Origin of the sequence: Caulobacter sp. RHG1 (assembly GCF_013181195.1) — a bacterium.
Classification (GTDB): Bacteria; Pseudomonadota; Alphaproteobacteria; order Caulobacterales; family Caulobacteraceae; genus Caulobacter.
Genome location: NZ_SMZP01000002.1, coordinates 258,552 through 275,812, shown reverse-complemented (window position 1 = coordinate 275,812; position 17,261 = coordinate 258,552). Strand labels below are relative to the sequence as shown.

General features: G+C 68.4%; 11 protein-coding genes, 1 pseudogene and 1 riboswitch. Of the genes and pseudogenes, 5 read left to right on the top strand and 7 right to left on the bottom strand.

Translation table 11 applies throughout. The features are described 5' to 3' along the window. Nucleotides 1–132: 132 nt before the first annotated feature. The 4 genes and pseudogenes from metE to E1H18_RS27225 form a co-directional block, all read right to left on the bottom strand. Complete coding sequence (gene metE, locus E1H18_RS05085) at nt 133–2,478, bottom strand: 5-methyltetrahydropteroyltriglutamate--homocysteine S-methyltransferase (RefSeq protein ID WP_172264338.1); 2,346 nt, start codon at nt 2,476–2,478, stop codon at nt 133–135. 120 nt (nt 2,479–2,598) lie between these two features. Further along, a riboswitch (cobalamin riboswitch) is annotated at nt 2,599–2,846 on the bottom strand. Between the two features lie 92 nt (nt 2,847–2,938). Continuing rightward, nucleotides 2,939–4,207 carry an MFS transporter gene (locus E1H18_RS05080; RefSeq protein WP_172264336.1) on the bottom strand — a complete coding sequence of 423 codons (1,269 nt, stop codon included), beginning with the start codon at nt 4,205–4,207 and terminating at the stop codon, nt 2,939–2,941. A gap of 46 nt (nt 4,208–4,253) precedes the next feature. Further along, nucleotides 4,254–5,297, bottom strand: coding sequence for a TetR/AcrR family transcriptional regulator (locus tag E1H18_RS05075; protein ID WP_241735897.1), 1,044 nt, complete (start codon nt 5,295–5,297; stop codon nt 4,254–4,256). A gap of 33 nt (nt 5,298–5,330) precedes the next feature. After that, nucleotides 5,331–5,426 (bottom strand): annotated as a pseudogene (locus E1H18_RS27225) (TetR family transcriptional regulator); the annotation flags it as partial. Nucleotides 5,427–5,660: 234 nt separating this feature from the next. Between E1H18_RS27225 and E1H18_RS05070 the strand changes: the two are divergent. The 5 genes from E1H18_RS05070 to E1H18_RS05050 all read left to right on the top strand — a co-directional run bounded on the left by E1H18_RS05070 (nt 5,661) and on the right by E1H18_RS05050 (nt 11,529). Continuing rightward, the gene (locus E1H18_RS05070; protein ID WP_172264332.1) at nt 5,661–6,941 is read left to right on the top strand and encodes a TonB-dependent receptor plug domain-containing protein; all 1,281 of its coding nucleotides are present in this window, start codon (nt 5,661–5,663) and stop codon (nt 6,939–6,941) included. Continuing rightward, nucleotides 6,941–8,302 carry a TonB-dependent receptor gene (locus E1H18_RS05065; RefSeq protein ID WP_172264330.1) on the top strand — a complete coding sequence of 454 codons (1,362 nt, stop codon included), beginning with the start codon at nt 6,941–6,943 and terminating at the stop codon, nt 8,300–8,302. The genes E1H18_RS05070 and E1H18_RS05065 overlap by 1 nt, the downstream gene beginning before the upstream one ends. Nucleotides 8,303–8,325: 23 nt before the next feature. Then, on the top strand, nt 8,326–9,192 hold the full coding sequence (locus tag E1H18_RS05060; RefSeq protein ID WP_172264328.1) for a tyrosine-protein phosphatase: 867 nt from the start codon (nt 8,326–8,328) through the stop codon (nt 9,190–9,192). Nucleotides 9,193–9,415: 223 nt separating this feature from the next. Further along, on the top strand, nt 9,416–10,099 hold the full coding sequence (locus E1H18_RS05055; protein ID WP_172264326.1) for a heavy metal response regulator transcription factor: 684 nt from the start codon (nt 9,416–9,418) through the stop codon (nt 10,097–10,099). Continuing rightward, on the top strand, nt 10,096–11,529 hold the full coding sequence (locus E1H18_RS05050; protein ID WP_194247876.1) for a heavy metal sensor histidine kinase: 1,434 nt from the start codon (nt 10,096–10,098) through the stop codon (nt 11,527–11,529). Before E1H18_RS05055 ends, E1H18_RS05050 begins: the two co-directional genes overlap by 4 nt. On the opposite strand, the gene E1H18_RS05045 is transcribed toward E1H18_RS05050, so the two are convergent. The 3 genes from E1H18_RS05045 to E1H18_RS05035 are packed head-to-tail and all read right to left on the bottom strand — an operon-like array spanning nt 11,526 to nt 17,257. Continuing rightward, complete coding sequence (locus E1H18_RS05045; protein WP_370526430.1) at nt 11,526–12,902, bottom strand: efflux transporter outer membrane subunit; 1,377 nt, start codon at nt 12,900–12,902, stop codon at nt 11,526–11,528. The genes E1H18_RS05050 and E1H18_RS05045 overlap by 4 nt on opposite strands. Continuing rightward, a complete protein-coding gene (locus E1H18_RS05040) occupies nt 12,889–14,064 on the bottom strand; it encodes an efflux RND transporter periplasmic adaptor subunit (RefSeq protein WP_172264322.1) in 1,176 nt (391 codons plus the stop codon). Before E1H18_RS05040 ends, E1H18_RS05045 begins: the two co-directional genes overlap by 14 nt. Continuing rightward, entirely contained in the window at nt 14,057–17,257 is a 3,201-nt protein-coding gene (locus E1H18_RS05035) for an efflux RND transporter permease subunit (RefSeq protein ID WP_172264320.1), read from the bottom strand. Before E1H18_RS05035 ends, E1H18_RS05040 begins: the two co-directional genes overlap by 8 nt. Nucleotides 17,258–17,261 lie beyond the last annotated feature (4 nt).

Sequence of the window (17,261 nt, the reverse complement as noted above, 5' to 3'; positions counted from 1 at the left end):
CATTCTTACGCAGGGCGGCGCGGCCCGGCAACACCGGACGAGATCCGCGAGGCGTCGACGATGCGGTCCCGAAGGCCTCGAATGGACAGCGTACGGCGCCGCGAGTTTCCACCCGCGGCGCCGGTCTTTTCGTCAGGCCTGGACGCTGCGCGCCTGGCGGGCGGCGGCGACCATGTTGACGAGGGCGGCCTTGGTTTCGGGCCATTTGCGGGTCTTCAGGCCGCAGTCGGGATTGACCCACAGTTGGCCGGCCGACAGGCGCTGTTGTGCGGCGGTCAGCAGTTCCGACATCTCCTGCACCGACGGCACGCGCGGTGAGTGGATGTCATAGACCCCAGGACCGATCTCGGCCGGATAGTCGTAGCTGACGAAGGCGTCCAACAGCTCCATCTTCGAGCGCGCCGTCTCGATCGAGATCACGTCGGCGTCCATCGCCCCGATGGCGGCGATGATGTCGTTGAACTCCGAGTAGCACATGTGGGTGTGGATCTGAGTGGCGTCGGACACGCCCGAGGCGGTCAGGCGGAAGCTCTCCACGGCCCAGTCGAGATAGGTCTGCCAATCCTTGCGGCGCAGCGGGAGGCCTTCGCGAAGCGCCGCTTCATCGATCTGGATGATCTTGGCGCCGGCCGCTTCCAGGTCGACGACCTCGTCGCGGATGGCCAGGGCGATCTGACGGCACGACTGCGAGCGCGGGATGTCGTCGCGGACGAACGACCAGTTGAGGATCGTCACTGGCCCGGTCAGCATGCCCTTGACCGGTTTTTCGGTCAGCTTCTGCGCATAGGTCCACCATTCGACGGTCATGGCCTTGGGCCGCGAGACGTCGCCGAACAGGATCGGCGGGCGCACGCAGCGCGAGCCGTAGGACTGCACCCAGGCGTATTTGGTGAAGGCGAAGCCCGACAGCTGCTCTCCGAAATACTGGACCATGTCGTTGCGTTCGAATTCGCCGTGGACCAGCACGTCCAGTCCGACCTCCTCCTGCCAGCGGATGGCGCGTTCAGTCTCCGCCTGCAGGAAGGTCTCGTAGGCGGCGTCGGTCAGTTGGCCCTTGCCGTGGGCCGAGCGAGCCTTCCGCACGTCTTCGGTCTGCGGGAACGATCCGATTGTCGTGGTCGGAAAGGCGGGCAGGTCCAGCCGAGCGATCTGCAGGGCGCGGCGGCGGCCGAAGTGGGCGTTGCGTTGAGCCATGCGGGCCTCGACGGACGCCAGACGAGCGGCGACCGCCGGGTCATGGATCTTCGGCGACGTGCGCCGGGCCTGGGCGGCGGCGCGGCTGGCCTCGAGCTCAGCGGCGACGGCGGAGCGTCCCTGGTTCAGCGCCTTGGCCAGGATGGCCAGCTCCTCGATCTTCTGCACGGCGAAGGCCAGCCACTGGCGAACTTCCGGATCGATCGCGGTTTCCAGCGCCAGATCGATCGGGCTGTGCAGCAGCGAGCATGACGGGGCCAGGATGATCCGGTCGGGAGCCCGCTGGGCGACGACCGAGTCCAGGCGGTCCAGCAGCGCCGGCAGATCGGCGCGCCAGATGTTGCGACCGTCGATGACGCCAAGGGACAACACCAGACTTTCCGGGCTGGCGGCAAGGGCCGTGGCCAGTTCCTCGGGCGCGCGCACCAGGTCCAGGTGAAGGCCGGCGACAGGCAGGTTCACGGCCGTGGAGAGGTTGTCGCCATAGCCGCCGAAATAGCTGGCCAGCATCAGGCGCAGGCCGGGAGCGGCGTGGGTGAGGGCGCCATAGGCCCGGCGCAACTCGCCGCGCTCGAAGTCAGTCAGGTCCAGAGCCAGGCAAGGTTCGTCGATCTGCACCCAGTCGGCGCCGACCGACGCCAGGGTCTTCAGCACCTCGACATAGACCGGCAGCAGGGCCGACAGCAGCGACAGCGGCGAGAAGCCTTCCGCCTTGGTCTTGGCCAACTTCAGGAAGGTCACCGGTCCCAGCAGGACAGGACGGGTGTGGACGCCCTGCGCCTTGGCTTCCAGGAACTCGTCGATCGGCTTGGTGGAAGACAGGGCGAAGGTCTGGTCGCGCGTCACTTCCGGAGCCAGGTAGTGATAGTTGGTGTCGAACCACTTGGTCATTTCCTGAGCCGGTACGCCGGTCTCCAGAGAATGAGCGTGGCCGCAGCCCGGCCCGCAGGTCGCATCCTCGCTCGTCGCGCCCTGGCTGCCGCGGGCCATGGCGAAGTAGGTGTCCAGTGCGACCGGGCCGCTGGTGCGGCCGTACAGCGCCGGGATCGCGCCGACCAGCACGCTGGTGTCCAGCACCTGATCGTAGAGCGAGAAGTCGTTGGACGGGACATGGTCGGCGCCCAAAGCGGCCTGGAGCGCCCAGGTCCGGGCCCGCAGATCTGCGGCGACGTCGAGCAGAGCTTGCTGGTCGGTCTTACCCGACCAATAGCGCTCCAGCGCGGTCTTCAATTCCCGCTTGGGGCCTATGCGGGGAAACCCGAGAGTGGCGACGGTGACGGTCATCTTTGAAAAGCCTCAGCCAGTGTGATGGCGGGAGGCTGATCGGGGCGCGCGCGGACGAGCGCGCACGGGTCATCGCGGCCCGGACACGCCTAGCATGCGACCAGACCGGGCACCCCGCCGGAGGACGTTATCTGTCGAGGCAGGTCTCCTGGCTCGCGGGTCAACGCAGCTGTCCGGGCCTTCCCGACACGCCACCGAACCAGCTTCGGCGTGTCAGTGACACATGTTGGACAGCCGCTCGCCGCTTACAGTTGCGGGGGCAGCTCCGGCATTGGCCCAATCTTCCGGAGAAGAGCGAGCCGCACCAAATTCCCATCTTAGCCCCAAGGCGCAATGCGCCCCAGGGAACCACGACACGCGCACACTGACTTCGCACCCGGTGCGAGTCAACTGTCATATAAAGATATCTTTATGTGATAGTTGGGCTGAAGGCGGATGTTCTTCTTGCCTGCGGCGGCTTTCAGCGGACCAGGCCGCGCCCCCAGACGATCATGCCGATTGCTGCGGAGAGGGCTGGCGGCGCAGCGTGAGCGAGGCGGATCGCCCATTCCGCCGACATCGATGGCGGCGCGCCGGCGGTGAAGTCGGTCAGGCCGATCAGCCACAGTGCGCCGGCGGCCCCGACGCCCATGGCCAGCTTCAGGGTGACATGGGTGAGGCCCTGATAGACGCCTGCGCGCCGTTGTCCGGCGTTGAAATCCTGAGCCGCTTCGTCGGCGAACAGACTCATCAGCAGCATGTAGTCGACGCCGGACGGCAGGCTGCGCAGCACCAAAAGCGGCAGTAGCAACAGCAGGTTTTGCGCGGGAACGAGCAAAACGAGGGGCGCGATCAGGATGTCCATCACGCAGGCCGTCATCATCGTGCGCCTGCGGCCGATCCTCCGAGCCAGCCAGGTCCAGGCGGGGAGCGCGCCGAGCAGGACGCCGGTGGGCGCCAGCATCAGTATTGCTCCCCAACCCGCGAGGCCCAGAACGTTCTCCACGAAGAACAGGAAGCTGGCCATGCCGGCCGCGTCCGAGGCGCCGGCGGCGGCGTACAGGCCCAGCGCGGCGACCAGTTGGGGCTTGCGCATCAGCTCACCCAGCAGGGCGCCGACGCCGATGCCGCTGGACTTCCGCGGTGCGGGGCGCTCGGCGAACAACGCCAGCACCAGGCCGACAGTCAGGGGCGTGATGACGGCGATCATCACGCCCAGCACCGCCACCAACGCCGTGCGGTCGAAGCCGAAGCGGCGCTCCAGCACGCCCATCGACAGCAGGACCAGGATCATGCCGGCCGAAGCGAACCAGATCCGGGCGCCGGCCAGAGCGGTGCGCTCGCCCGTATCGCGACCCAGTTCCAGGCCCCAGGCGCCGTACGGATTGGCGATCAGCGTGTAGCCGAGGTTCAGCGCCAAGCTGGCGGCCAGCATCACCAGGAAACCCGATCCCGGCGGCGCCAGGCACAGGCTCAGCGCCCCGATCGCCACCAGCGGCACGCCTGCGATCATCCAGGGCTTGCGCCGGCCGGAGCGGTCGCCGATCCAGCCGACCAGCGGATCGACCGCGGCGTCCAGGATCCGGACGATCATGATCACCGCGCCGGCCGCGCCCAGCGACAGTCCGATCGCGCCGACCATGAAAGCCGGCAGATAGACACGCCAGGCCACGCCGATCGCCTGGAAAAACAGGAGCGGCAGCGAGAAGGCCGCGATGCGCCCGGTTCCAAGCTGTTGGGTCTTTTCCACGGGGACGGGCTAGCAGTCCGCGGTGACGGCGTCGTGAAGCGGCGCTTCAGGGCTTGCGCGCGAAGATCCTGGTCGCGTGGGCGCCCATGGCCTCCTCCAGCGCTGCCGCCTGGTCGGGCAGGACGCTGGCTGCGCGGGCCGTGCCTGAGATCCAGTGCGAGATCAGCAGGGTGTCCAGACGCGTCAGCTGCGGGGCCAGCGGTCCCAGGTGCCGGAAGGTGTTGAAGCCCCGGCTGTAGCGCACCCTCGCGGCGAAGTCGGCCAGGGCCGGATCGCGGGTCGCGGCGAAGAAGAAGGCCTCGAAGCCCCGCCCGCGCGGCGCGGCGCGACCGACGTTCAGGAACGACAGCATGTGCTGGCCGATGTCGTCGTGCGGGAGCAGGCCGCGCGTCGGCGCATCCGGATCGGGTGTCGTCAGGACGCCGACCGCGGTCTCGAAATTGGTCTGGTAGAGATGGGCGTAGCCGGCCGCCATCAGGGCCGAGCGGGTGGGGAAGTGATGTGTCACCGCTCCCAGGCTCAGTCCGGCCTTGGTCGCGGCGCTGCGGTGGGTGAGGGCGCCTTCGCCGCCTTCGTCGACCGCGGCCACGACAGCGTCGGCGATCCGCTCGGCGGCTTCCGACAGCGGGCGGAAGACGGTGGTCTCCTGCGACACCCGCTCGGCGGCGAGCCGCCACGGCGTGGGGCGCGCCAGAAGCTCGGCGTCGCCCGATAGCCGCGCGGTCAGCCGCAGGCAGACCTCTTCCAGGCCGGCGCGATCGTGGGGCGAACGCCAGCGCGCCAGGTGACCGAAGCGCTCGGACTGCAGGATCGGCGCGGCGATGGCGGCGAGCGACGTGTCCAGGCCGAAGCGGGGCAGGGCGGCGGTCCAGAAGTCGCCCCAGAGCCGCAGCCAGCGTGAAGTCGTCTCTGACGGGCGCCAGGCCAGGCCGGCGAAGTCGCAGGCTTCCGCGTGGGCCTCGGCGCGACGGTCTGCGCACCAACTGTCGAGCACGTGCGCGGCGAAGGCGGGGAAGGCATGGGCAGGCCAGGGCGCGCCAGCTTCGATCTCGACCAGACGATCGTTCAGCCAGCAGTCCGCCTCGCTCATCGCATGATTTTGCGCGACCCCGTACAATTGTTCTATCGAGGAAAAATAATAGTTGATGGCGGACGCTGAGGCGCCGATCCGTGCGGCCACTGTGCGTGACGATGCTCCGTCCACGCCCGCATCGGCCATTTGCAAAAGGAAGGCGTCCACCAGTTCCGCGCGCCGGTCTCCGCCGTTCGGCGGATCGGTGATGCTGGAAGGGGGGCGTTCGGACGGCTTCGGCATGGCCATGGATGTGCCTGCAATCCCGTTTGGAGGCAACGTTCCTGGCGCGGTGTCGTGCAAACGTCGCAATAGCGTCGCGAAGGTGCAGAACAAACGTTCTAACTCGCAGCCCCATCGAATAACGATCGGGGTGTCGTCATGCTCAACAAGCTCTCGTCCTTCTCCTTACGCACCGTCTTGAGCGGCGGGGTCGCCCTTGCGGCCCTGGCGGCTGCTGGCTCCGTCCAGGCCCAGACCGCCGCGGACTCGCAGGCCCGCCAGGAGGCCGCCGAGACCATCGATGACGTCATCGTCACGGCCTCGCCGATCGTGGGCAGCCAGCGCGCCGCTCTCGTCCAGCAGCGCAATGCCGACAACCTGATCAATGTCATCGCCTCGGACACCGTCGGCCAGTTCCCCGATCAGAACTCGGCCGCCGCCCTGGCGCGCCTTCCGGCCGTCGCCGTGCAGCGCGACCAGGGCCAGGAGCGCTATCTTCAGGTGCGGGGCGGCCCCAACCGCTGGACCAGCGTCTCGGTGGACGGGGTCAACATCATCGGGGTCGACGAGGGCGGCGTGTCGCGCGCCTTCCGCTTCGACGCCGTGCCGGCCGTCATCCTCAGCTCGCTGGAAGTGAACAAGTCGCTGACCCCCGACCTGCCGGGCGAAGCCATCCTGGCGCGCGTCAACCTGCGCACCTTCTCGCCGTTCGATCGCCGCGGCTTCCACGTCCAGGGCGACCTGGGCTACGGCGAGATGAACCTGGGCGGCGGCGCCCAGGAGCAGGCGGCCTTGCGCGTCTCGTGGTCCAACGACCGCTTCGGCGTCATGGCGGCGGCCTCGCACTACGAGCGCGAGCAGCTGACCGACAACCGCGAGTTCTCGTACGATCCGACGACCGGCCTGCCGGAAGAGTTCGACATCCGCAGCTATCGCGTCACGCGCTCCAGCGAGGCGGCCATGCTGGGCCTGGCCTTCCGTCCGGCCGACGGCCACGAGCTGTTCTTCAAGTCGCTCTATTCCAACTTCAACGACGACGAAGAGCGCAACCAGTACGTTCTGAACCTGGCCGGCGCCGCCTCGGGTACGATTGGCGCGACGTCTGGCGACCTGGTCGGCGTGCCGGTGAACGGCGCGTTCAACTTCGGTGAGTACCGCAACAGCAACTGGATCAACACGCTGGGCGGCGACCACGCGGCCGGCGGCTGGGACCTCAGCTGGCGCATCAACTACACCGAGACCGAGAACACCACCTGGCTGCCGATGATGCGCCAGATGTGGGTCGACCCGCGCACCTCGCCGTCGATCAGCTACGACCGCTCGAACCCCAACCTGCCGCTCGTGAAGCTGTACGACACGGCCGTCGGGGCCGGCGGCCTGACCCGCGGCGCGGCGCGGCGCGTGACGCGCTCAGCCAGGGTAATCCGAACGTCAGTCTGATGATCCCGATCACCAGCGCGGTCGAGACCGAGAGCTGGGTCTACAAGCTGGACGGCACGCGCAGCTTCGACTGGGGCGGCCGCACCGTCGAGCTGTCGATGGGCGTCGAGCACGACAGCCGCAAGGTCGAGGGCGCGGCGATCAGCACGACCTCGGTGCTGATGCTGCCGGCGCTGCTGCCGCGCGTGGGCATGACCTTCAACCCGGCCAAGTACGTCACCGATCAGGCCTGGGACACCGGCTTCCCGCTCGGTTTCCGCATCAACTGGGTCGACAACGGCGCCATGCGCAAGGACATCGACTCGATCCTGGGCGCGCTAGAAGGGGCGGGCCTCTACAGCAAGGCGGCCCTGACGCCGCCGAACGGTCGCTACAGCATCAAGGAAGACCTGAGCGCCGCCTACGCCTCGGCCAAGTTCCAGGCTGGCCCGGCCCAGATCGTGACGGGCCTGCGCGTCGAGCGTCTGAAGCAGGACATCGGCGGCTTCGTGCCGACGACGGGCGGCTTCACCGCGGTCAACGCCACGCAGGAGGACACCAGCCTTTTCCCCAGCATCAACGTGAAGTTCGACCTGAACGACGACCTGGTGTTGCGCTTCGCGGCCCAGACAGGGGTGGCGCGGCCGTCCTTCGCAGTCGTCCGCACAAGCGCCTCGATCGACGACACCGGCAAGGTGGTGACGGCGGGCAATCCGTTCCTGGAGCCCGAGCGCACCTGGGGCGGCGACGCCGCGCTGGAATGGTACCTGCCGGGCTCGGGCCTGGCCTCGGTCAGCGGCTTCTATCGCAATGTCGACAACGTGCTGTTCGATAGCCGCACGCGGGTGACGGACGACCTGTTCGACGCGCCGGGTCTGGACCGCACGGGCTATGACTACGTGACCACGTTGAACGGCGGCAAGGGCAAGCTGTACGGCATCGAGCTGGCCTATATGCAGCAGTTCGCCTTCCTGCCCGGCGTGTGGAACGGTTTCGGCTTCCAGGGCAACATTTCGCTGCTGAGCGGCGACTTCAAGGCTCCGGACGGCCGAACGGTCGACTTCCCGGGCGTGTCGGACACCATCACCAACGCCTCGATCTTCTATGAGAAGTACGGCGTCTCGGCGCGCCTGAGCTACCAGTGGCGCTCCAAGTGGATCGACACCCTGACCTTCGCCGGCTTCGGCGACCAGATGCGTGACGGTTACGAGAACCTGGACCTGTCTCTGCGCTACGCCGTCAACGACCACGTCTCGGTCTATTTCGACGCCAACAACCTGACCGACGAGACCTATGTCGCCTACGAGGGCGACGTCCGCCACCCGACCGAAGTCGAGCAGATCGGCCGCCGCTTCATGGCCGGCGTGCGCTTCCGCTTCTGATCCCGAGGACAAGGAAAACCAAGATGAAAAAGCTCCTTCTCTCCGTCGCGGCCCTGGCGCTGCTGGTTGGTCCCGCGCCGGCGGCCCTGGCCCGCCAGGCCGCGCCGGCCGCCGCTGCTCAGGTCGCGCACGAGCGCCTGTTGCCGCTGCAGAACGTCCAGAACGCCCGCGACATCGGCGGCTATCGCACCGTCGACGGCCGCACGGTCAAATGGGACGTGATCTTCCGCACCGCCGAACTCTCGCACCTCAGCGCGGCCGACATCGACGTGCTGCGCTCCAAGGGCGTGCGGGCGATCCATGACCTGCGCTCGATCGACGAGCGCAAGGCTCAGCCCACCGCCTGGGCCGGTGAGGGCGCGCCGACCATCACCGCCTTCGACTACACGATGGACAACGCCGCGTTCGGTCCGCTGCTGCAGGGCGGCGTGACGGCGGACAAGGCGCGCGAGGTGTTCGCCGGCTCGTATCCGCAGATGCTGCAGATGCAGCGCCAGCAGCACAAGGCGCTGTTCGCCGACCTGCTGAAGGGCGAGGGCGCGGTAGTCTATCACTGCTCGGCGGGCAAGGACCGCACCGGCATCGCCACTGCCCTGATCCTGTCGGCCCTGGGCGTGCCGCGCGAGACGATCGTCACCGACTACGAGCTGTCCAACCGCTACTACCGTCCGGACCTGTCGCGGGCCGACAAGGACAACCCCCAGATGGCTGCCTTCGCCCGTCTGCCGGCCGATGTCCGCGCCGTGTTCATGGGCGTGGACGCGCGCTACCTGCAGGCCGTGTTCGCGACGATCGACCGCGACTATGGCTCGGTCGAGGGCTATCTCCAGCGCGAGCTGGGCGTGGACGCTGCCGGCTTGGCCCGGCTGAAGGCGCTCTACACGGTCTGATCGCTTGATCTGACAGCTGGAGCTGCGTTCCGGTCAAAAATGTCATCTCGCTGTCAGCGTGACGACCCGGCGCCGTCGGCAGGATGACGCCGTCCTTGTGTTCGCCACAGACTACTCGTCCACCATCCCCCCCAGCGTGGCGGCGAGCGCGAGGACACTCTATCTTGTCGGCCCGGGATGCTTCGCAGCGTCCCGGGCTGCTGGACGTGGGACGCCTCGCGCTATGAAGATTCTGATCGTCGAGGACGAGCCCAAGACCGTCGCCTATCTGCGCAAGGGGCTGACCGAGCAGGGCTACGCCGTCGACTTCGCCAGCAACGGCGAGGACGGCCTGCACCTGGCCCAGACCCTGGAGTACGACGCCGTGGTGCTGGACGGCATGCTGCCGGGACTGGACGGCGTCGAGGTGCTGGAGCGACTGCGTCAGACCCGCCAGACGCCGGTGATCATGCTGACTGCTCGCGACAGCGTCGAGGACCGCTTGAAGGGCCTGGGCGCGGGCGCCGACGACTATCTGGTCAAGCCGTTCTCGTTTCTGGAGCTTCTGGCCCGGCTGCAGGCCATCACTCGCCGCGGTCGCAGTGAGGCGACCACCATCGCCGTGGGCGACCTGCATCTGGATCTGCTGGCTCGGCGCGCGACGCGGGCGGGCCGGCGCCTGAACCTGACGGCCAAGGAGTTCGCCCTGCTGGTCGTTTTGGGCCGGCGTCAGTCGCAGATCGTCTCCAAGACCATCATCACCGAGCTGGTCTGGGACATCAATTTCGACACCAACACCAATGTGGTCGAGGTCGCCATCAAGCGGTTGCGGGCCAAGATCGACGGGATGTTCGAGACCAAGCTGCTGCACACCGTGCGCGGGATGGGCTACGTGCTGGAACATCGTCCCGAGGGGAATGCGCCATGAAGCGGTTCTCGATCGCCCCGTCCTCGATCGCTGGCCGCCTGGCCCTGATGTTCGCTGTCGCCACCAGCCTGGTGTCGATCTTCGCGGGCGTGGCGATGTTCGGCTTCCAGAGCCTGGAGCTGCGCCGCCACCAGGCCGAGGAACTGAACGCCCGGATGGAGATCATCGACGCGATGATCCGCCATGCCGGCGACCCCAACCGCTGGCCGCTGCTGGCTGACAAGCTGCGCTCGTTCACGCCCGCCAACGGCAGCGTTCGCTATCGGGTGGACTGTGAAGACGCGCGCTTCCGCTTCATGCCCGACGACGCCCTGGCCGCCGCGCCGGACGGCGTCAGCCTGATCCAGTTCGACGGCAAGCGGTTCATGACTCTGTCGCGGCGGGTGCCGCCGTATCTGGAGCGTCCGGAGGCGAGACTGGTGATCGCCGCGGACACCGCGCCGTTCGACGCTTCGCGACTGGTGCTGGGTGTCGGCGTCCTGGCTGGGTCGCTGGCGACCATCGCGCTGGTCAGTCTGCTGGGCTGGTGGATCGCTCGGCGCGGCCTGGCGCCCGTGGGAGGACTTTCACGGCGAGCAGGTACGCTCAATCCCGATGATCCCAGTCTGCGCATGCCTGTCCAGGACCTGCCGGACGAACTGGTCGGCCTGATGAACGCCTTCAACGGCGCGCTGGATCGCTTGCAGGAAGCCTATGGACGCCTGTCGGCTTTCAATGCCGATGTGGCTCACGAGCTACGCACGCCGCTGGGCAACCTGATCGGCCAGACTCAGGTGGCCCTGTCTCGGCCGCGCGAGACCGGCGAGCTGGAGGAGGTGCTGCACTCCAACCTGGAGGAGCTGGAGCGTCTGCGCACGATCATCAACGACATGCTGTTCATGGCGCGCGCCGACCAGGGCGCTCTGGCCGCCAATCTGACGCCGCTATCGCTGGCGGCCCTAACCCACAAGACCGCTGACTTCCTGGACATATTGTTCGAGGATGCGGCGGTCGACCTGGAGGTGCGCGGCGACGCCCGTGTGGTGGTCGATGCGGCGCTGCTGGGCCGGGCGGTCACCAATCTGCTGGACAACGCCATCCGCCACGGCGTCGACGGCAAGGTCGTGCGGGTGACGATCGAGACCCAGGACGAGGCCGTATGCTTCTCGGTGCGCAACCGTGGTGGCCCGATCCCCGAGGCTCATCTGGCGCGCCTGTTCGACCGCTTCTACCGTCTTGACCGCGCCCGTGAGCACAGTGGCGAGGTGCATGGCCTGGGTCTTGCCGTGGTGAAGGCCATCGTCGCCATGCATGGCGGCTCGGTCTTCGCGCGCTGCGAAGACGGCGAGGTGCTGATCGGCTTCCTGCTGCCGCGCGCCGCGCCGGTTGTTGTGGACGACGGCCGCGTCGTGGCTGTCCCGCCGCTGGAGCGGGAAGCCGTCGACGCCTAGCCGGCGGCCCAGCCTCCGCCCAGCGCCCGGATCAGGTCGACGCTGGCCGCCAGGCGACGCGTACGCAGATCCAGCGCGCCGCGTCGGGCGTCCAGCTCGGCGGTCTGGGCGGTGACCACATCCAGATAGGCGGCCGCGCCCTCGCGATAGCGGGTGGTGGCCAAGGCGGTGGTCCGGCCGGCGGCGGCGACCGCCTCGTCCTGACGGCCTTGGGCCGCGGCCAGGCGATTGGCCAGCACCATCTGGTCCTCGACCTCGCGGAAGGCGTCGAGCACGGTCTGGCGATAGCCAGCCGCCGTCTCGTCGAAGACCGCCTGACTGCGCGCGACCTCGGCCTTGCGGGCGCCGCCGTCGATCAAGGGAAGGGCGGCGGCCAGGGGGCCCAGAGCCCAGACGCGGTTAGCCGCCGTCAACAGTTCGCCGCCAGAGGACTGATAGCCTCCTGTCGCCGCCAGGGTCACGCTCGGGAACCAGGCCGCGCGGGCCACGCCGATGTGCGCATTGGCGGCGGCCATCCGGCGTTCGGCCGCGGCAATGTCGGGCCGACGCTGCAAGAGGGTCGAAGGCGCGCCTACAGGCATGGCCGGAGCGTCGGCGAGGCCTGAGGCTGCCGGCAAGGCGAAGCTCGAGGCCGGTTGCCCCACCAGCACCGCGATGGCGTGTTCCAGCAGGGCGCGATCGGCCACGGCCTGCTCGTACTGGGCCTGGGTCGCCGCCAGCTGGGTCTGGGCGCGGCCCGTGTCGATAGCGCTGGCCGCGCCGCCTGCTTGTCGACGACGCGTGAGGTCCAGGGCCTGGCCGAAGGCCTCGGCGGTCGAACTCAACACCGCGATCTGGGCGTCGGCGCCGCGCAGGCGGAAATAGGTGTCGGCCAGTTCGGCTTGCAGGCTCAGCCGTGCGCCGGCCAGGTCGGCGGCGCTGGCCTGCGCGTCGGCGCGTCCGGCCGCCGCCAGATTGCGTAGCCGGCCCCAGAGGTCGACTTCGTAGGCGGCGCTGGCGCTTACCGTCGTGGCGTCGAAACGACCGTTGGTCGGGTTGCGCTGGCGCGAGGTTCCAGCCGCGGCGCCGACCTGGGGCCACAAGGCGCTGGAAGCCTGGCGAGAAAGCGCGCGAGCTTGATCGTAGCGGGCCACGGCGGCGGCCAAGTCAGCGCTGGCGTCATCCATGCGGCGCTCCAGACCATCCAGAACCGGATCGGCGAATACCGTCCACCAAGCGCTGTCGGCCGAGGCCTGCGCAGAGCCGACGGGCGTCCAGGGACCGGTGTCGCGGAACGCTGCAGGCGTCGCCAGGGACGGTGGCGCATAGGCCGGGGCCATCGAGCAACCGGCCAGACCCCAGGCCAGGAGAGAGGTGAGGCTAACCGCGCGCACCGACGCCTCCCTTGACCGGCATGGCGCGGACCTTGTCGCCATCGGCGATGGCGTCGGGCGGGCTGGTGACCACCCAGTCCTTGGCCGAGATCCCGCCCGCCAGTTCCAGCTCGGCGCCGTGATCTCGGGCGATGCTGATCTTGCGGATGTGGGCGACGCCGTTGGAGTCGATGACGGCGACGGCCGTGCCCTCCTTGCGGAACAGCAGGGCGTTGGCCGGCACGCGCAGCGCCTTGGCCTCGCCGGGGCTCGCGCCGAGCTCGAGATTGACCTGGGCGTAGGCGCCGGGCTTCAGCCGGCCGCCGCTGTTGTCGACCTCCAGCTGGACCAGCATGGCGCCGGATTGGGCGTCGACCGCCTCGGCGGCGCGGACGAGATGGGCCGTGAAGGTCTGACCCGGCTGCTCCGGCGTGGTGAAGCGGGCGCTGACCCCGGGGCGGATCCCGGCGGCCAAGTTCTGCGGCACGCTGACATAGAGGCGCAGGCGGCGGGTGTCGGACACGGTGAACAGCGGCGTGGTGCGTCCGCCGCCAGCGCTGATCAGGTCGCCCAGGTCGGTGTCGCGGCTGGTCACGACGCCATCGAAGGGCGCGACGATGCGCTTGAAGGCGGTCAGGGATTCCAGGCGGCGGACATTTGCGAGCGCTTCGTTGCGCATGGCTTCGCGGGCGGCCAGGTCGCCCTGGCGCTCATCGGCTTCCTGCTGCGAGACCGCGTTCTCGCCGACCAGGCGTTTCCAGCGGGCGGCGGTGACCGAGGCCAGGTCGCGCTGGGCTGACGCCGTGGCCAGCGCGGCGCGGGCGGCGACCAGTTGCTGATCGATCTCGGGGGCGTCGATCTCGGCCAGGACCTGACCGCTGCGCACCGGCTGGCCGATGTCGACGTACCACCGACGCAGATAGCCGTCTGTCCGCGCGAAGACAGGGGCCTCGTTCCAGGCCTGCAGACGTCCGGGCAACACCAGGGCTGCGCTTTCACCACCGGTGGGCTGGACGACGCTGACCGTGGTGGCGGCGTTGTTCTGAGTGACCTTGCTGAGGTCCTGGGCGGCCAGCAGTCGCGAGGCCGCGCCGGCCGCCAGGATCAGGGCGAAGCCCGCCACGCCGATCAGGGCGAGACGCCGCAGCCCCTGGGGGCTGGTCTTGGGCAGGGTGTCAGGCATTGGCGAGACCTTCGGAGGGCGTGGTTTCGGCGGAAGGCGTGGCGTCCGCGTGGGGACGGCGGCCGTGGACGATGGAGAAGATGGTTGGGACGAACAGCAGTGAGGCCAGGGTGGCGAAGATCAGACCGCCGATCACCGCGCGGCCCAGCGGCGCGTTCTGTTCGGCGCCTTCGCCCAGGGCCAGGGCCATCGGCGCCATGCCGATGATCATGGCCAGAGCGGTCATCAACACTGGGCGGAAGCGGGTGACCCCGGCCTCATAGGCGGCCTGGACGGCGTCGCCAGTGGCTTGGAGCCGCTCGCGAGCGAAGCTGACGACCAGGATCGAGTTGGCCGTCGCCACCCCCATGCACATGATCGCGCCGGTCAGAGCGGGCACCGACAGCGGGGTGCCGGTGGCGAACAGCATCCAGGCGATGCCGGCCAAGGCGGCGGGCAGGGCCGAGATGATCACGAACGGGTCCAGCCAGGACTGGAAGTTGATGACGATCAGCAGATAGATCATCACCACCGCGCCCAACAGGCCCCAGCCCATGCCGGAGAATGCGGTGTTCATGGTCTGGTACTGGCCGCGCAGCGTGACGGTGACCTTGGCCGGCTTGTCCTTCTCCAGGGTCTTGAGGACCTTCTGGATGTCCGTGGCGACCCCGCCCAGGTCGCGGCCTTGCGTGGCGGCGAAGACGTTGACCATCGGCTGGATGTTGTACTGGGAGATCACGGCGGCGGTAGAGCCGCGGCTGAGCGTGCCCAGGCCGCCCAGCACCTGCGGCGCCTGACCGGGAACACGGGCGCCGGTCACCGGCAGCGACTGCAGCTTGTCCAGGCTGTCGAGCATGTATTCCGGGGTCTGGGCCACGATCGGGTAGGAGACGCCATTCTGCGGGTTCAGCCAGAAGACGGGCGCGCTCTGCTGGCTGCCGGCCACGGCGCCGGCCAGGCTGGCGGTGACGTCGCGCTCGTCCAGGCCCAGGGCGTGGATGCGGGTGCGGTCGGCGTCGAAGCGCAGTTCCGGCATGGAGACCGGTTGCTGGATGCGAGCGTCGGCCACGCCGTCGACGCCCCGGATCGCGCGCAGGATTTTCTGGGCGTAGGCCTGGTTGGCCGCCATGTCGCCGCCGGAGACCTGGATGTCGATCGGCGAGGGGCTGCCGAAGTTCAGGATCTGGCTGGTGACGTCGGCGGGCAGGAACGAGAAGGTCGCCGTCGGGAAGGCCTTGGGCAGTTCCTCGCGCAGGGTGCGGATGTAGCCGTCGGTCGGCTTGTGACCCTTCTTCAGGCTGATCATGATGTCGCCGTCCTGCGAGCCGATCGTGCCCGAGGCGTTGTAGACGACGTTGATGCCGCTGCTGGACAGGCCGATATTGTCCACGATCGTGTCGATCTCGTCGGCGGGGATCACGGCACGGACCTGGCGCTGGATGCGGTCGAACAGCGCCGCGGACTCCTCGACGCGCGAGCCAGGCGGCGCGCGGACGTGCATGGCGATCGAGCCTGAATCCACAGCCGGGAAGAAGTTGCGGCCCAGGAAGGGCACGAGCGCCAGGCTCAGCAGGGCAAAGCCCAGGAAGCCCGCGACGAACAGGCCGCGTGCGCCCAGGGCCACGCCCAGCAGGCCCGCATAGGCGTCACGCACCTTGCTGAACGCGCGCTCGAAGCCGCGCTGGAAACGCACCAGGCGGTTCTTGGACGGCGCTTCCTCGTCATGTGGCGCGTGGGGCTTGAGAAGATAGGCCGCCATGGTCGGCACCAGGGTCCGCGACAGCAGGAACGAGGCGATCATCGCGAACACGACCGACAGGGCCATCGGCACGAACAGGAAGCCCGACACGCCCGGCAGGAAGAACATCGGCACGAAGACGATGCAGATGCAGAGCAGGGACACGAAGGCGGGCGTCACGATCTGGGCCGCGCCGTCCAGGATCGCCGTCTTGACGTCCTTGCCGTGCTCCAGGTGCCAGTTGATGTTCTCGATGGTCACGGTGGCGTCGTCGACCAGAATGCCGACGGCCAAAGCCAGGCCGCCCAGGGTCATGACGTTCAGGGTCTGGCCGAACGCCGCCAGGGCCGCGATCGCCGCCAGCACCGCCAGCGGGATCGAGACGGCGATGATCACGGTCGAGCGCCACGAGCCCAGGAAGAGCAGGATCATCAGCGAGGTCAGCACTGCGGCCAGGGCGCCTTCGTGCACGACGCCGTCGACGGCGGCCTTCACGAAGGTCGACTGGTCGTTCAGCGGCGTGATGCTTAGCTCGGCTGGCAGCTGGGTCTTCAGCTCGGGCAGGGCGGCCTTGATCCCGTCGACGATGGCGATGGTCGAGGTCGCGCCCGATTTCAGGACCGTCATCAGCGCCGACCGCTGGCCGTCGACGTGGACGATGTTCTGCTGGGGCGCCGAGCCGTCGCGGACGTTGGCGACGTCGCCTATGCGGATGGTCGCGCCATTGATGGTGCGGACCGGCAGGTTGCTCAGCTCCTCGACCGAGCCGGGGGCGTTGTTGAGCTTCAGGCTGTACTGGAACTCGCCGATCTTGACGAAGCCGGCCGGGGTGATCTGGGTCTGGGCGGCGATGGCCGCGCCGACGTCGGTAGCCGACAGCCCTTTGGACAGCAGGGCCTGCGGGTCGATGTCGACCTGGATCTGGCGGGTCTTGCCGCCGAACGGGAAGGGCACCGCCGCGCCGGGAACGGTGACGAGACGTGTACGGATGAAGTTGACGCCGTAGTCGTACAGCTGCTGCTCGCTCATGCCTTTGCCGGACAGGGCCAGCTGCAGGATGGGCACGGTCGAGGCGTTGTAGTTCAGGATCAGCGGCGGCGTCGTGCCGGTCGGCATCTGCCGCAGCAAGGTCTGGGAGACAGCGGTGATCTGGGCGTTGGCCAGGCGCACGTCGGCGCCGGGCTGGAAGAAGATCTTCACCACCCCGATGCCCTGCAGCGAGGTCGCCTCGATGTGGTCGATGTCGTTGACCGTGGTGGTCAGCGCGCGCTGGTACGGCGTCAGGATACGCCCCGACATCTCGGACGGCGACAGGCCGTTATAGCTCCACGAGACGGCGACCACGGGCACGCGGATGGTCGGGAAGATGTCGACCGGCGTGCGCAGAATCGCCAGCACGCCGACGATCAGGATCATCGCGGCCATGACGACGAAGGTGTAGGGACGCGCCAAGGCCGTCCGCACAAGCGAAATCATCTTT

Excerpts from the sequence above, each read along its gene's own strand:
- metE (WP_172264338.1), bottom strand. The coding sequence starts at position 2,478 with ATGACCGTCACCGTCGCCACTCTCGGGTTTCCCCGCATAGGCCCCAAG.
- E1H18_RS05075 (WP_241735897.1), bottom strand. The coding sequence starts at position 5,297 with ATGAGCGAGGCGGACTGCTGGCTGAACGATCGTCTGGTCGAGATCGAA.
- E1H18_RS05070 (WP_172264332.1), top strand. The coding sequence starts at position 5,661 with ATGCTCAACAAGCTCTCGTCCTTCTCCTTACGCACCGTCTTGAGCGGC.
- E1H18_RS05065 (WP_172264330.1), top strand. The coding sequence starts at position 6,941 with ATGATCCCGATCACCAGCGCGGTCGAGACCGAGAGCTGGGTCTACAAG.
- E1H18_RS05060 (WP_172264328.1), top strand. The coding sequence starts at position 8,326 with ATGAAAAAGCTCCTTCTCTCCGTCGCGGCCCTGGCGCTGCTGGTTGGT.
- E1H18_RS05055 (WP_172264326.1), top strand. The coding sequence starts at position 9,416 with ATGAAGATTCTGATCGTCGAGGACGAGCCCAAGACCGTCGCCTATCTG.
- E1H18_RS05050 (WP_194247876.1), top strand. The coding sequence starts at position 10,096 with ATGAAGCGGTTCTCGATCGCCCCGTCCTCGATCGCTGGCCGCCTGGCC.
- E1H18_RS05040 (WP_172264322.1), bottom strand. The coding sequence starts at position 14,064 with ATGCCTGACACCCTGCCCAAGACCAGCCCCCAGGGGCTGCGGCGTCTC.
- E1H18_RS05035 (WP_172264320.1), bottom strand. The coding sequence starts at position 17,257 with ATGATTTCGCTTGTGCGGACGGCCTTGGCGCGTCCCTACACCTTCGTC.